Annotated in this window: 14 protein-coding genes; 9 read left to right on the forward strand and 5 right to left on the reverse strand. The window is 49.2% G+C overall.

The genetic code is table 11. The features are described 5' to 3' along the window. Window positions 1-738: 738 nt before the first annotated feature. The 5 genes from uvrB to FJ023_09090 form a co-directional block, all read right to left on the reverse strand. Window positions 739-2,733 (reverse strand): excinuclease ABC subunit UvrB, encoded by a 1,995-nt coding sequence (gene uvrB, locus FJ023_09070; protein MBM4447472.1) that lies wholly within the window; start codon window positions 2,731-2,733, stop codon window positions 739-741. Window positions 2,734-2,789: 56 nt separating this feature from the next. Beyond that, window positions 2,790-3,668: a DNA recombination protein RmuC gene (locus FJ023_09075; GenBank protein MBM4447473.1), complete on the reverse strand. Its 879-nt coding sequence runs from the start codon at window positions 3,666-3,668 to the stop codon at window positions 2,790-2,792. Between the two features lie 12 nt (window positions 3,669-3,680). Next, complete coding sequence (ruvA, locus tag FJ023_09080) at window positions 3,681-4,265, reverse strand: Holliday junction branch migration protein RuvA (GenBank protein ID MBM4447474.1); 585 nt, start codon at window positions 4,263-4,265, stop codon at window positions 3,681-3,683. 80 nt (window positions 4,266-4,345) lie between these two features. After that, window positions 4,346-4,843: a crossover junction endodeoxyribonuclease RuvC gene (ruvC, locus tag FJ023_09085; protein ID MBM4447475.1), complete on the reverse strand. Its 498-nt coding sequence runs from the start codon at window positions 4,841-4,843 to the stop codon at window positions 4,346-4,348. A gap of 2 nt (window positions 4,844-4,845) precedes the next feature. Beyond that, window positions 4,846-5,598, reverse strand: a complete 753-nt coding sequence (locus tag FJ023_09090) for a YebC/PmpR family DNA-binding transcriptional regulator (protein MBM4447476.1) — start codon at window positions 5,596-5,598, stop codon at window positions 4,846-4,848. A gap of 307 nt (window positions 5,599-5,905) precedes the next feature. Here FJ023_09090 and FJ023_09095 point away from each other — a divergent pair, with 307 nt between their 5' ends. The 9 genes from FJ023_09095 (at window position 5,906) to FJ023_09135 (ending at window position 13,406) form a co-directional block, all read left to right on the forward strand. Beyond that, on the forward strand, window positions 5,906-6,439 hold the full coding sequence (locus tag FJ023_09095) for a small multi-drug export protein (protein MBM4447477.1): 534 nt from the start codon (window positions 5,906-5,908) through the stop codon (window positions 6,437-6,439). Window positions 6,440-6,493: 54 nt separating this feature from the next. Then, a complete protein-coding gene (locus FJ023_09100; GenBank protein MBM4447478.1) occupies window positions 6,494-6,715 on the forward strand; it encodes a hypothetical protein in 222 nt (73 codons plus the stop codon). Beyond that, complete coding sequence (locus tag FJ023_09105; GenBank protein ID MBM4447479.1) at window positions 6,666-6,992, forward strand: type II toxin-antitoxin system RelE/ParE family toxin; 327 nt, start codon at window positions 6,666-6,668, stop codon at window positions 6,990-6,992. The genes FJ023_09100 and FJ023_09105 overlap by 50 nt, the downstream gene beginning before the upstream one ends. Window positions 6,993-7,065: 73 nt before the next feature. Next, window positions 7,066-7,734 (forward strand): hypothetical protein, encoded by a 669-nt coding sequence (locus FJ023_09110; protein MBM4447480.1) that lies wholly within the window; start codon window positions 7,066-7,068, stop codon window positions 7,732-7,734. Between the two features lie 25 nt (window positions 7,735-7,759). Next, window positions 7,760-9,022 carry an SLC45 family MFS transporter gene (locus FJ023_09115; GenBank protein ID MBM4447481.1) on the forward strand — a complete coding sequence of 421 codons (1,263 nt, stop codon included), beginning with the start codon at window positions 7,760-7,762 and terminating at the stop codon, window positions 9,020-9,022. A gap of 8 nt (window positions 9,023-9,030) precedes the next feature. Next, entirely contained in the window at window positions 9,031-9,597 is a 567-nt protein-coding gene (locus FJ023_09120; GenBank protein ID MBM4447482.1) for a VTT domain-containing protein, read from the forward strand. Between the two features lie 110 nt (window positions 9,598-9,707). Further along, window positions 9,708-10,355 carry a DUF2284 domain-containing protein gene (locus FJ023_09125; GenBank protein ID MBM4447483.1) on the forward strand — a complete coding sequence of 216 codons (648 nt, stop codon included), beginning with the start codon at window positions 9,708-9,710 and terminating at the stop codon, window positions 10,353-10,355. 277 nt (window positions 10,356-10,632) lie between these two features. After that, complete coding sequence (locus FJ023_09130; protein ID MBM4447484.1) at window positions 10,633-11,202, forward strand: nitroreductase family protein; 570 nt, start codon at window positions 10,633-10,635, stop codon at window positions 11,200-11,202. A gap of 59 nt (window positions 11,203-11,261) precedes the next feature. Then, the gene (locus tag FJ023_09135) at window positions 11,262-13,406 is read left to right on the forward strand and encodes a glycosyltransferase family 1 protein (protein ID MBM4447485.1); all 2,145 of its coding nucleotides are present in this window, start codon (window positions 11,262-11,264) and stop codon (window positions 13,404-13,406) included. The last annotated feature ends 85 nt before the right edge of the window (window positions 13,407-13,491 follow it).

The raw sequence follows: 13,491 nt of genomic DNA on the forward strand, positions 1-13,491 counted from the left end.
CCCTTGAGTCCCTCTATCACTATCATGGCTTTGGTCTTAGGATCCCATTTTCTTCTTTTCATGGCTGTTTTCCTTTCAGCCATTTTACTCTCTTAGCTCAAGCCCTGTCTTAATGGGGAGCAGTATAACCTATAATAAGAATCTATATATAATTTACCTAGAAGATATGTAAACGCAGCGCCAACAGTAACAAATGTTGCGAAATATGGTAACCAAGCAAGCCAATTATTTCTTGTCTGCATTTTCCGTAAATTTTTACATCTTCATGTTCGCGTCAAATATATTCCAGTAAAAATCAATATAAGTGCTAAAATTCCCCACAGAACCGTTGGCCATACGGGGAAAACCAATCCTTGAATATATGCACCTATCTGTATGCCGATTGTGCCAAGAATCACTAAAGCCAATCCAAATAAGCCAACAATCAATATTATTACGCCCAAAAGAAACTTAAACAGGCCCATATCAGAAAACCCCGTAAGTTAAATTGCTTTATGCTACTGGAGCAATAATATCATTTATATCATTTGGGAATCAATGAATTACAAGCTGCTAATAGCTTTCATATCATTGACAAGACCATGGGGGTCTCTTTGGACTGAAGGTTTTCCCATCAGCATGAGTTAGTCGCATTTTTATACATTAGTACTTTCCAATACACAACTCAGAAAACTAACCAACAAACTGACGAAATCTGTGGGAGCAGGATAATAGCATCACTTTCCGCTGTAATAACGACTACTTAAACCTGGTAAGTGGTGACAGCAGTTCTTCGTCTTTTCTTAGCTCGATGATGCGGTCGCGGAGCAGGGAGGCTTTCTCGAACTCGAGGTTCTTGGCGGCTTTTCTCATCTGCGCTTCCAGGTCTTTGATGAGACGGAGGACCTCTTCCTTGGATATGGGCGTAGGCGTGTAGGCAGCTTTGGTCTCAGCTACCACCTTGACTCGCTCGGTGATGTCCTTAATTGCCTTCTTGATTCCCTGCGGAGTGATGCCGTGCTCTTTGTTGTAAGCTTCCTGAATCCGGCGGCGCCGTTGAGTCTCCTCCATGGCTTCATGCATGGATGCCGTCACAGTGTCAGCATACATGATGACATGGCCGTCAATATGACGGGCTGCCCTGCCCATCGTCTGGATAAGCGCCCCTTTAGACCTTAAGTAACCTTCCTTGTCGGCATCCAGGATAGCTACCAGGCTTACCTCGGGCAAGTCCAAACCCTCGCGGAGCAGGTTTATGCCTACCACCACATCATAGACGCCGAGGCGAAGGTCGCGCAGAATCTCCACCCGCTCCAGGGTGTCAATCTCGGAATGCAGGTAATGCGTCTTAATCTCCATCTCCCTCAGGTAATCGTCCAGTTGCTCAGCCATACGCTTGGTCAGCGTGGTTACCAGGCAGCGCTCACTTTTATCCACCCTGGTCTTAATCTGGTAGATAAGGTCGTCGATTTGCCCTTTAGACGGCTTGACTTCAATAGTAGGCTCAAGCAAGCCGGTGGGACGTACCAGCTGCTCCACTACCTGCTGGCTGTGCTTGTATTCATACTCGCTGGGAGTAGCCGATACGTAGGCAACCTGATTAATGCGCTGCTTGAACTCATCGAAGCTCAGAGGGCGGTTGTCCAGCGCCGACGGCAGGCGGAAACCGAAATCAACCAGTGTCTGCTTGCGGGAGATGTCACCGTGATACATGCCACGTATTTGAGGCAAAGTCATGTGAGACTCGTCGATAAACAGCAGGAAGTCATCGGGAAAATAATCGAGCAATGTCCAAGGCGCGCTGCCCGGGGCTCGACGCTGCAGATGACGGGAATAGTTCTCCACGGCATGGCAGTAGCCGACTTCACGGAGCATTTCCAAATCGTAGTTGGTGCGCGCCTCAAGCCTGGCAGCTTCAAGCAGCTTGCCCTGGTCTTTAAGCTCTTTCAGCCTCTCTTCCAGCTCAACCTTAATATCCTCTATAGCCAGCAGGAGCTTGTCATGTGAAGTGACGAAGTGCTTTGCCGGGTAAATGTCCACCGAATCACGCTCCGTCAGCAGCTCACCGGTAAGTGGGTCGATGTCAACGATACGCTCGACCTCATCACCAAAGAACTCAAGCCTGACGGCTATTTCCTCATACGCCGGCTGGATTTCCAGAGTGTCCCCGCGGATGCGAAACCGGCTGCGAGTAAAATCGAAGTCGTTCCGTTCATACTGCATGTCCACCAGGCGGCGAGCCAGCTTGTCCCGATTGCATTTCTCGCCCTTTTTCACAGCAGCCACAAAGCTGCGGTATTCCTCAGGCTCGCCCAGGCTGTAAATACACGATACCGAAGCCACTATGAGCACGTCCCGGCGGTCAAGCAAAGACCGAGTGGCGGCATGGCGTAGCTTGTCGATTTCCTCGTTTATATCGATTTCCTTCTCGATATAAGTATCAGTATTGGGAATGTAAGCTTCTGGCTGATAATAGTCATAGTAACTGACGAAATACTCCACGGCGTTATCAGGGAGATATTCCTTGAACTCGGTAGCTAGCTGAGCGGCCAGGGTCTTATTGTGGCAGATGACCAGGGTCGGCTTCTGTACCCTCTCCACGGCGTTAGCCATGGTGAAAGTCTTGCCGCTGCCGGTAACACCGAGCAATGTCTGCTGCTTGTAGCCTTTATTTACACCTTCGACCAGCTTGTCCACTGCCTGTGGCTGGTCGCCGGTGAGTTTGAAATCGGATACAATTTTGAATTGTGGCATTTAAAAAATCAAAGATTAAAAGTTAAAAAACAAAATGACGGCAGATGAACAACCCTTCACTTCTCGGGTATTTTGGAAATCCTGTCGAACTCGTCTCTCAATCTTTTATACGATTTATCCAAATCAGCGGCTCTATCCACGGTATTCTTTAGATGAGTCTCATAAAGCAAGCGCCACTTTTCATCGATATCAGCAAATCCGCGTGAAATCCTGAGCAGGTCATTTTTAACATCTTCGGCCTTCTCCGAAAGCTTCTTGGCATGAACGCCAGCTCTGATTAATTCAATCTTAGCGGAAAGAGTCAGCGGCGATACCACCTGAACACCAAACTTACCATAGTCAAGCAGCATGTCATAAGCCTCGCTCAGCAGGAAATAATAAACGCTTTCAGATGGGATATAAGCAAAGGCAAACTCGGCAGAACCTTTATCTGGACATATGTAATCGCCGGCTATCTTATCAAGGCAACGCTTAACATCACCTAGAAAATCCCTTTTGAATCTTTGTTTCTCCGCCGGGTCCTCTACTGCCAACATCCGCCCGTAATTGTCTAGAGAAAACTTGGAGTCTATGCAAACAAGTCCTTCCGTCGATTTTATATTGGCATCAGGTCTCTTGCCATCGAAAACCGTCTCCCTGATACCATACATGTCTGGCGGAAGCTGGTCCGACAGTATAGTTTCCAGAGCCAGCTCACCGAAAGATGCTCTCTCTTTAGGCACTCGAAGCATTTGTTCAAAGGATTTATAGCTTTCTTTAATATCTCTGGCTTGAGTCTCTATGCTGCCTATCTTCTCACCCAGCCCCAGTTCTGTCCAGGTGCTCGATATGACATTTTTGAGGTCGGATGGCCCCACCTTCTTGCCCCTGAGAACAAAAAAAATCAGGGCGCCTAAAAGAAGCAAAACAACCGCCAGCAGAATTTCAATCAGCATGTCTCCTCCTAGCTATGCTCCGGCCAGTTGCCTCAAAGCTAACTTAACCTTCTCCTCCAGGTCAAGCTCTGGAGAATTAGGCAAACTGGCCACAGCCTGAGTGGCTTCCTTCAAGGAATAGCCGAGATGGGTCAGAGCAGCTACTACATCGGCATCCTCTTGCGTTAAGGCCGGGGGCACAGCCCCTACCCACCCCTTCTCCAGCTTTGCCTTCAACTCCAATACTACCCGTCCAGCTGTCTTCTTGCCAATACCAGGCACCTGAGTGAGCAAGTCAACGTTGCCACTGACTATAGCTGAAGCCAGTTGCTCAACATTGAACGTGGAAAGCAAAGCCAGCGCTGCCTTAGGGCCTATACCCGAAACAGAAATGAAGTTCTGAAAAAGTGCTAGCTCGTCGGCAGAAGCGAAGCCATAAACAGCTATATTATCTTCCCTTAAATACAAATGTGTATGCAGATATACCTTGTCTCCAACAGAACCGAGTCGACTCAAAGTAGAGCCGGGAATATACACTTGAAGGCTAAGCGGCCCAACTTTGACCACTGCCGAATCGATCCCCCGGCTCTCCAATATACCTTCTAAGGCAACTATCATCTGATTACGTGCTCCGAGCCTTCCGTGGCGAGGCTTTAGCCTCGCCACTACATTGGTGAACTACGGCAACTATCATCTAGTTACTTGCCTCTGGCCAGCAGACGCTCAATGTGTTTCTGGTGAAAGTGGCAGATAGCGACAGCTAAGGCGTCAGCAGCATCGCTAGGCTGAGGAGGCTGAGCCAGCCCAAGCTGAAGCCTGACCATTTCCTGTACCTGCTCTTTGCTGCTGTTACCATAATCGGTTACCTGTTGCTTCACCTGCGTCGGCAAGTAGCGAAAAATCGGTAAATTCTCCTTGGCCGCGGCTAAAATGGCTGTTGCCTGAGCCCTGCCTATAGCCAAAGCGGAGCGAGCATTTCCTGCCACAAACGGCTCTTCAATGGCCACTTCGTCAGGCTTGTAGCGAGCTACTATCTCACAAAGCTTCTCATACAGAGAGGACAGCCTTCGCTCCACAGGGACTTTAGAAGGCAGGCTCAGTACCCCACAGACAACCATCACCATCCCACCAGCTTCTTCATCAACTACGCCATAGCCCAGATTCAAAGTGCCCGGGTCAATACCGAGAACACGCATGATTATGCCTGAGCCCGCAATTTCTCCAGAACAGCCTCTGAGTAATCGAGATTAGCAGAAACATGCTGAACATCATCCATCTCTTCCAGATGGTCGAGCAATTTCAGAGTTTGAATGGCTTCTTTTTCGTCCAGGACCACTGTTTTCTTAGCCACCCGCTGAACCTCGGCCGAAACCGGCGGCTTTATTTGCTCTACCGCTTTCCGCACCGTCTCTAAATTTTGCGGCGTGGTATGAATCTCAAGATAGCCTTTCTCCTCTTTGACATCATCAGCACCAGCATCGATTGCCACCATAGCCAGCTCTTCAGCATCCACACCATCGGTTTCCACAGTGATGACGCCTCTATTCTCAAATATCCAGGAAACAGAACCGCTGGCACCAAGGCTACCGCCATGGCGAGAAAACAAACTGCGCACCTCCTGAAGAGTGCGATTGCGATTATCTGTCAGTGCCTCAACCAGAACCGCTACACCGTTAGGTCCATAGCCTTCGATAATTATCTCAGAAAGGCTCGCCCCCCCAAGCTCACCACTTCCCCGCTTTATCGCCCGCTCAATATTCTCCGATGGCATGTTCTTGTCACGGGCCTTCTGTATGGCCAGACGCAGACGGAAGTTAGAATCGGGGTTAGGCCCACCTTCCCTCACTACCACTATAATCTCACGAGTAAGCTTGGTAAATAGCTGCCCCCGCCGGGCATCAGTTACGCCTTTCTGACGCTTAATTTGAGCCCATTTAGAATGGCCTGACATAGCTCACGCTCAACCTAATTTTACCACCACGCTTCTCAAGAATAAAGCAAAATCTCATTTAGTATAACAAAAATATTTATGGTTAGCTGCAATTCGGCAGGTGACGTTTAATGATATAATGCTTGGCAAAGATCAATCGAATAGATAACAAGCGGTGTTTTAGCAATGTTAGCCTTGCAGGGACAAATCATGCGGAAGCCCCCTCACTCTAACTCTCTCCCTCCAGGGGCGAGAGAAAAATCTCCTCTCCCTTGACGCGAGAGGATTAAGGTGAGGGTGAAAATAAATAATCTAAACAAGTCAAAAGATGATTGAAGAACTCCTTAACCTAGACATTGCCAAGGAGCTAATAGTCGTCATCATATCAGCCCTGCCCGTAGTAGAGCTTCGCGGTGCTTTGCCTGTAGCCATAAACGTGTTCCACATGCCGTGGTACTGGGCTTTCTGCCTAGCTGTCATAGGCAATATGCTGCCGGTACCAATACTGCTTTTGTTCTTTGAGTCATTAGCCAGAATCGTTAGCAAAGTGGAAATCGGTAAAAAACTGGTGGACTGGGTTTTTAGACACACAAGGCGGCACGAGAAAATGATTCAAAAATACGAGCGGCTTGGGCTTATGTTATTTGTGGCCATTCCACTGCCAATGACCGGGGCATGGACCGGGTCGATAATCGCCTTCATTCTCGGTATGAGATTCACCTACGCCTTGCTGTCTATCCTCTGCGGAGTAATAATTGCCGGCGCTATTGTTACCTGTTTATGCCTTTTGGGCTGGGTTGGCGCCATTATCGCCGGAGTCGGACTCAGCGCCCTCGCCATACTCGGCTGGTGGCGAGCTTAGCCTCTTTGACATATCAACATATATATGCTACCTTTATCCGGGGGGTGAGAGACTATGGCAACAAATTTAAGGCGTACAACTATCTTTCTGACCGAAGAACAACATGAGAGACTCCGCCGCTTAGCCTTTGAACAACGTACTTCAATGGCTAAACTTATCCGTGATGCCACGCTAGAGATACTGGAGGATCAGGAGGATATCAGAGAGGGATTAAAAGCTCTAGCCGATAAGAAAGGCACTGTTACCTGGGAAGAGTACCAGCGCCGAAGGAAATAGTGGGAACTCCGGAGTGAGCTATAGGGTTGAACTGAGACGAACGGCTCAGAAAGAAATAAACGCGCTGCCAGAGCTAGTTTACAAAGCCATAGCCAGGATTATTTCCTCTCTTGAGCAAGAGCCCCGGCCACTAAGAGTCAAGAAACTAGCTGAGAGCGGTCTGTGGCGTATTCGCGTGAGAAAGTACAGGGTGGTGTATGCCATAGACGACGAGGCGAAGCTGGTCACAATAGTGCGAATAGCCAGGCGCAAAGAGGATACATACAAAAGCCTGTAAACAACTGCACCAATAGATTACCAGTCAGAAAGGTTGATGCGGTTTGAAACTCAAGGATGTAGTTGACAGCTATATGCAGAAGGTTCCTGAAGTGAGGGAATATTGCCAGCGCTGCCTAAAAACCGAGCGGTGGTATGGCAATGTCGTCCTTATGGTGGTGGACGCCGCTTTTACTTCCATCGGCTTAAACTACTTCCAGGCAGTGGTGCCTAAGGTGGAGAAATTCAGGAAGGAATTCGTGGAATCCGGCAAGATTCGCAGCCTCGAAGATTTGCCAGATGCCAAGGACAATGAGCTCGAGAGAGTGTGGAGAAATAAGCGCTCCTGGCACATGGCGAAATCTGTCGCCGCTCACTTAGCCAGGATTAAAAGAGAAAAGGGATTGAATGAGAGACAGGCTCTTATCTATTGGGCAAAGCAAGCCAATCTCGATAACTGGGAGAAAGACCCGATTGGCGGAATCAACGGAGTCGGCATAAACAGCTTCCAGTATCTGAGAATGATGGGCGGCATTGATACGGTAATGCCGGACAAGATAGTAAAAAGAGTTATCGCTGAAATCCTAGCCAAGGCAAATATGGAGATGCCCTCTACCGATTTAGACTTTGTTTACCTTATGGACAAAATGGCACAGGACACTGGCTACAAGACCATCGAGCTTTGCTGGATGACCTGGCTAATACAATCAGAGGCCGGCATGATTAGAATGGAAAAATATTCAGGGCTTCTACCCAAGATTTGAGATTGCACACAGAGATAATGACAAAGTGTCTATAGAAAGAGCTTTCCGACCTGTCGACTATGTTAAGATAAGCATCTTCGCAGCTGCTCTGTCAGTCCTTTGGCCCAGTCTACACAGCGTAATAATTCCACTCCGCCTCCTGGAATTCGCCCCTGAAGCCCAGAAGAATACTTACCTTGGCCTCATGACCTTCGCTGGCTCAATGATAGCCGTGTTCGTTCAGCCCCTGGCCGGAGCGGTCAGTGACCGTTTCAGCTCTCGCTTCGGACGTCGGCGCCCTTTTATCCTCGTAGGGACACTTCTGGCTCTGCTTTTCCTCCCCAGCATAGGCCTGTCCGGAAGCTTCCCTTTCCTGCTTATAGGCTACTGCCTGCTACAAGTCGCCACCAACATCGCCCAAGGTCCGTTTCAGGCATTTATTCCAGACCTGGTGCCAAAAGAGCGGAGAGGAGTAGCATCTGGCGCCAAAGGTGTGGCGGAGATCTTAGGCGGCGTAGCTTTCCTGCGCGTAGTAGCCTACTTCATGGATAATTACGCTAGCGATGGTGGCGAGATGTGGCTATGGCTGGCAATAGGTCTCCCTGGGCTAATACTACTGGGAGGCATGATTGCTACCATGCTGACAGTGAAGGAGCAGCCATCGTTTCTCGGAAGTCAGCCATCCATGGCAAAAACCATGGCCGGTGCCTACAAGATAGATGTCAAAGAACATCTCAGTTTTGTATGGTTTCTTTTATCACGATTGTTTATTTTGATGGCGATGGTGGTACTGCAAACCTTTGCCCTGTACTTCGTAAGAGACGTAATCCATCATCCCAACCCCGCAGGAGTAACCGCAGACCTCTTGATTACCGTGGGCGTTTTTCTGCTCCTTGCCGTTTACCCTGCGGGACAGCTCTCTGACAGATTCGGACGTAAGCTGATTATCATCCTCTCAGGACTTGTTGGTATAGTTGGTATCTTAGTGATATTCTTTACACGTAGTTATGTCGGCACACTGGTCTGCGGTGGTCTTCTGGGAATATCATCAGGAGCCTTCCTCAGCACCAACTGGGCACTGGCTACCGACCTCGTTCCTGCAGGCGAAGAAGCCCGCTACTTGGGACTGGCCAATATAGCCACAGCCGGTGCTGGAGCGTTAGCCAGGCTCACCGGTCCAGTAATCGACTTCTTCAATATCCAGCAATCTGGACTGGGCTATTCGGTTATGCTTTTAATTTGTGTCTTCTACTTTGCCCTCGGCTCGGCCTTGGTCATACCGGTTAGGCTTAAAAGCAAAGAAGGTTAGCTAAGCACATGCAGCAAACTAGCAACAAAACAGAGAAACGCTTCTGGACAAAAGAGCGCTACCTGCAAATTCTTGCCTTGCTCTTCGTACTGGCCCTATCTGTTTTTCTCCTCCTCAACCGAGAGAAGGTGGCCGAGCTTGAAGTATATGGCTATCTAGGTGTCTTCCTAATTTCCATCATAACCTGCAGCAGCATAGTGGTACCTGTGCCCGGCTGGATTTTAGTAGCTGCTCTCGGCGCCATCCTGAACCCTGTTCTGGTGGGCATTGTGTCCGGTCTGGGAGGCACGATCGGCGAGATGACCGGCTATCTTCTGGGCTATGGTGGCCGGCTAGCTATGGACAACGTGGGTCTCTACAGCAGAATGGTTCGGTGGATGAAAAGCTGGGGAAGCGTAACCATTTTCATCCTCGCGTTGATACCCAACCCATTTTTTGATTTAGCTGGCGCCGCTGCAGGTTTGCTTCGTTTTCCAGTATGGAAGTTCCTTCTCTTCGGTGCTGCCGGCAGGATACCCAAGCACATACTCTTCGCCTACATCGGCGTCTGGGGCTTCCAGCTTCTACCACTATAATCTGAAATAACTATAACTATGTGAAGATTACTCTATGATTTAGTCACCCAACCTTGACAATATTAGCCGGGCTAACGTAATTTATAGGGTATCAAGGGAGAGACAAGACAATGACAGCCAAGAAAACAGCCGCCAGACCCTTTGTTATAAAAGTGCCGGAGGAGATGTTAATGACAGATTTAGAAAGCTTCAGACAGCAGGCGCTGGAGCTGGGAGCTACCGCAGCCGAAATAATACGGGCAAGCCAGATTGTGGTAGATGAGCGGGTAAGACTAAAGTGCACCGTGCCGCGTTGTCTTCGCGCCGGCGAGACACCCAACTGCCCACCCTATGTGCCGGAGTTAGACGTCATCCGCAAGGCTTTCGCCAGGTTCTCCTGGGGAATATTACTCAAAACACACATCGAGCCGATAGAAAATTACGCCTCAAAAAGTGGACAAGAGCAAAGCCTCCTTTTCCATCAGAAATCAGGCAAAATCGTCTATGAGATAGAAAAGTTGGCCTACAAGCACGGGTACCATCTGGCTATGGGCTTGGGTGGAGGCTCCTGCAAGGATTACCTGTGCCGCGGCCTGATATGCCAGTTTATGGATAGCGGCAGATGCCGGTTCCCTCACCAAGCCAGACCTGCCATGGAAGCTATGGGAATTGATGTCTTCGACCTCATCAGCAAGGTAGGCTGGAAGGCTTACCCGTTATTGGATGACATTAGCCAGATTCCCTGCGCCATCTCTGTGGGACTGGTTTTAGTATACTGAAAAATATGGGGGTGAAGAGATGACCAAAAGTGCAGTTGAAATAGTCGAGGAATATCTATCTGATGACGCCAAGACATGGGCTAAATTAGCCAGCGAGGTGAATTGGCGTCGACTCGAGCTTCTGCTACTCAGAGAGATACTGCTGGAGCTAAAGAAGCTAAATCAGAGTAAGCCGGCCTCCTCATAACGTTATATTTGTATTTGCCATCAGGCATAATTCTGAAGCTTTGATATTGCTTCGCTAATCATACAACCACTTCCTGAAGGAGGAAAACGAATGTTAAAAGAGATAGTACGTAAAAACAGAAGCTACCGGAAATTCTATCAAGACGTCCCCATAGAACTCGAGACGCTCAGGGAACTCGTTGACCTGGCCAGGTTGTCAGCTTCAGCGCTCAATCTACAGCCATTGAAATACGTGCTTTCCTGTGAACCCAAAAGGAATGCTCTGATATTTCCTCTCCTCGGCTGGGCTGCTTACCTGAAAGACTGGCCGGGGCCAGATGAAGGGGAAAGGCCATCAGCATATATAATAATGCTTGGTGACACCGAGATAAGCCGGAATTTTGGCTGCGACCATGGCATAGCAGCCCAAAGCATTCTCCTTGGTGCCACAGAGAAAGGCCTGGGCGGCTGCATGATTGCTACAGTGAAAAGACAGGAGCTCAGCCAGGCTCTAGGTATAGCACCACAATATGAAATACTCCTCGTCATAGCCATCGGCAAACCCAAGGAAACGGTTGTCATCGATAAAATCGGGCCTGATGGAGACGTCAAATACTGGCGGGACAGCCAGGACGTACACCATGTGCCAAAGCGAACGCTGGATGACATCATCATTGGATAGAAGCACTGCTAATTTACTAAACAGCCGCATAATAAGTATAATAACCAGTCGGCCAAAAGATGAATGATTTATCAGTATCCAAGCTCCCTAGGCGTATCGAGGGGCTAAGCGAGCTAGCCTACAATCTATGGTGGAGCTGGAATATAGAAGCACGGCAGCTATTCAAAGCCGTGGATAACGCCCTATGGAGAGCTAGCGGGCATAATCCAGTCAAGCTACTGCAACAAATCGAGCCTCATCGATTGGTAGCGGCTGCTCAGGACCCTATGTTCCTTAAAAAGTATGACTCCGTTATGAGCGACTTCAAAGACGCTATGTCAGGAGCCGGTACCTGGTTTAATACACAATATCCACATCTGGGACAACAAACCATAGCCTATTTTTCACTGGAGTTCGCCATCCATAACTCGTTGCCTCTTTACGCCGGTGGACTTGGTGTCCTGACAGGCGACTATTGCAAAGAGTCGAGCGACCTCGGTTTGCCTCTGGTGGGCGTGGGATTTATGTATCCGCAGGGCTATTTCCACCAGCATATTTCTGCCGATGGCTGGCAAGAAGAGGTATATGAGCAGTTGAACTTCAGCGAAGCGCCTATCAGCCCGGTGCTTACCGCTGAAGGACAACCGATGATCGTCGAAGTTCCCCTGGATTTGAGGTCGGTTCGGGTTACGGTGTGGCAGGTGAATGTCGGACTGGTTAAGCTCTATTTGTTGGACACTAACGTTGAAGGGAATTCACCGCCTGACCGCGAGCTTTCGGCGCGCCTTTATGCTGGCGACCAGAAGACGCGCCTGCAAAAACAAATCATCATAGGCATTGGCGGTGTGCGTGTCCTCCGGGCGCTCGGCATCAAACCGACTATCTGGCATGCTAACGAAGGATATACCGCCTTCATGACACTAGAGCGCGTTCGGGAATTAATGGCAAAGGGCCTCAAATTTACCGAAGCCACTAACTTGGTGCGAGCTACGACTGTCTCAACCATCCACACGCTGGTTCCTGGTGTTAGCGATACCTTTCCACGCGAGCTAATTGAGAAGTATTTGCACAGCTATCGGGAATCCCTCAAGCTAGACATGGAGGAACTCCTAAAATTTGGTGCACAGGGGTCAGATAATTTTTCCTTCAACACGACCGCGTTGGGTCTTCGAATGGCTGACTATCGCAATGGTGTCAGCCAGCTGCATGGCGGTACCTGTCGACGAACGTGGCATTCCCTGTGGCCCGATAAAGAAGAGAAGAATGTGCCCATCAGCTCGGTGACCAACGGCGTCCATGTTCCCACATGGATAGCACCCCAGGCCGCCAGCCTATATGAAGCATATCTTGATAAGGACTGGTTGAAGAGGCATGATGACCCAACTTTGTGGGAAAAGATTGTCGATATCCCAGACGAGGGGATATGGGCAATGCGCCGCTGGTTAAAAAACAAGCTCATCAGTGCAGTTAAAGAACGCGCCCGAAGACGCTGGGTTGAAGACCATGTACAGCCAGAACAGGCATTAGTAATGGGAGGATTGCTCGACCCAGAAGCACTGACTATTGCCTTCTGCCGCCGCTTTACTGGCTATAAGCGAGCTACACTGATTTTTCACGATTTTGACCGTCTGAAGCGCATACTTCAGAACGAATTACAACCTCTCCAGATAATCTTTGCCGGCAAGGCACATCCCAATGATGAAAGCGGGAAACAGCTAATCCAAAAAGTATACAACGCGGCCAAAGACCACGAGTTCGGTGGACAAATTGCCTTTGTTGAGGATTACGATATGCACATGGCACGTTATCTTGTCCACGGCGCCGATGTCTGGCTCAATACCCCTCAACCACTTCATGAAGCCAGCGGAACCAGTGGACAGAAAGCAGCCCTCAATGGAGTGCTGCATCTTAGCATACTTGATGGCTGGTGGTGCGAAGGCTACAACGGCAAGAATGGCTGGGCAATTAACAGCAATGCAGAAATACTGAATTCGGCCGACCAAGATAAGGCAGACGCCGAAGAGTTCTACCGCCTGTTAGAGGCGAGAATAGTCCCTCTTTACTATGATCGAGACATAAATGGCATACCACACGGCTGGATCCAAATAATCAAAGAGGCCATCCGCTCCAACACACCTTTGTTCAGCACCCGGCGCATGGTAAAAGAATACACCGAGCAAATGTATCTACCGGCAGCTCAGAGCAGCCAGACAATAAAAACATAGGCCATCACAGTAGCTTGCACCCAAAACAAACCATCTACATTTAAACCACTGACACCAGTTCTAGAGAAGAACGAGGTCGGGGCGG

The sequence above is a fragment of the Chloroflexota bacterium genome (genome assembly GCA_016875875.1).
Lineage (GTDB): Bacteria > Chloroflexota > Dehalococcoidia > GIF9 > UBA5629 > 9FT-COMBO-48-23.

Coding starts and splice junctions, on each gene's coding strand:
- uvrB (MBM4447472.1), bottom strand. CDS start 2,733: ATGCCACAATTCAAAATTGTATCCGATTTCAAACTCACCGGCGACCAG.
- FJ023_09075 (MBM4447473.1), bottom strand. CDS start 3,668: ATGCTGATTGAAATTCTGCTGGCGGTTGTTTTGCTTCTTTTAGGCGCC.
- ruvA (MBM4447474.1), bottom strand. CDS start 4,265: ATGATAGTTGCCTTAGAAGGTATATTGGAGAGCCGGGGGATCGATTCG.
- ruvC (MBM4447475.1), bottom strand. CDS start 4,843: ATGCGTGTTCTCGGTATTGACCCGGGCACTTTGAATCTGGGCTATGGC.
- FJ023_09090 (MBM4447476.1), bottom strand. CDS start 5,598: ATGTCAGGCCATTCTAAATGGGCTCAAATTAAGCGTCAGAAAGGCGTA.
- FJ023_09095 (MBM4447477.1), top strand. CDS start 5,906: ATGATTGAAGAACTCCTTAACCTAGACATTGCCAAGGAGCTAATAGTC.
- FJ023_09100 (MBM4447478.1), top strand. CDS start 6,494: ATGGCAACAAATTTAAGGCGTACAACTATCTTTCTGACCGAAGAACAA.
- FJ023_09110 (MBM4447480.1), top strand. CDS start 7,066: ATGCAGAAGGTTCCTGAAGTGAGGGAATATTGCCAGCGCTGCCTAAAA.
- FJ023_09120 (MBM4447482.1), top strand. CDS start 9,031: ATGCAGCAAACTAGCAACAAAACAGAGAAACGCTTCTGGACAAAAGAG.
- FJ023_09125 (MBM4447483.1), top strand. CDS start 9,708: ATGACAGCCAAGAAAACAGCCGCCAGACCCTTTGTTATAAAAGTGCCG.
- FJ023_09130 (MBM4447484.1), top strand. CDS start 10,633: ATGTTAAAAGAGATAGTACGTAAAAACAGAAGCTACCGGAAATTCTAT.
- FJ023_09135 (MBM4447485.1), top strand. CDS start 11,262: ATGAATGATTTATCAGTATCCAAGCTCCCTAGGCGTATCGAGGGGCTA.